Raw genomic sequence first — 809 nt, forward strand, 5'->3', positions numbered from 1 at the left:
CGTCGTTGGTGTCAATGGCAGATGTAGACATAGTTATATCTTCACAGTTTGCCGCTAGGTTGTGAGCATTGAAAATCTTAGCAAATATGGGTTTGCGGGTTCAATCCATTTGTGGGTTGGGGTAGAGAAGTTGCTGGATATTAACCTAACGAGTTGTTTGGGCTTGAATTTCTTGAATAATTTTTAAAACTTCTTCTTCTGATTGTATGTGCCGTGCTAGAACTTGAGCAGTTGATTCAAGCAACCGTTCAGAAAATAATTTTGCTAAATCTTGCCGTAAACCTTGTCCGATATAAAACTTCATTAAAGCTTCAGGTGACATATCTTTACTATTAGCTACTTTTTTTAGCGATTCCAACGTGTCTGTTGGTATTCTTATCGATACTGTTTCTGCTGCACGGAATCGCAAATGTAGTTCTAGTTCTTCTTCAGGTTTGTTCATATAACTTTCTTTTAGATACTATCGCCTATCCGCCTGAGCAAGCGTTTAGGAAAATCGAGCAACCGCTTGAAAACACCACCCCGTTCCTCGTGCCAAAGCCGATAAAACTTAGAGTAGGGAATATTTTCGGCGCAGCGCCATAAAATTTCTGCTGCTCGCCTACGGGTAGATTCAGACTGAGAGTTTTGGATTAACTCAACTAAAGTGTTAATTGCAGTTGGGTTATCCTTGGCAATTTTGCCTAAGCTAGATGCCCCTAGCCTACGGATAGATTCAGACTGAGAGTTTTGGATTAACTCAACTAAAGCCTTGATTGCAGTTGGGTTATCTTTGTCAATTAGCCCTAAGCTAAATGCCGCTTGCTTAC

At 40.5% G+C, this 809-nt stretch carries 2 protein-coding genes; both read right to left on the reverse strand.

The window, feature by feature from the left end:
• Positions 1-145 precede the first annotated feature (145 nt).
• Positions 146-442, reverse strand: a complete 297-nt coding sequence (locus tag AC5590_RS04965; protein WP_169269030.1) for a hypothetical protein — start codon at positions 440-442, stop codon at positions 146-148.
• An 11-nt stretch (positions 443-453) separates the two neighbouring features.
• Positions 454-809 (reverse strand): HEAT repeat domain-containing protein (locus tag AC5590_RS04970; RefSeq protein ID WP_169269031.1); only part of this gene is annotated, 356 nt, incomplete at its 5' end.

Source organism: Brasilonema octagenarum UFV-OR1 (genome assembly GCF_963888615.1).
GTDB classification, from domain to species: domain Bacteria; phylum Cyanobacteriota; class Cyanobacteriia; order Cyanobacteriales; family Nostocaceae; genus Brasilonema; species Brasilonema sennae.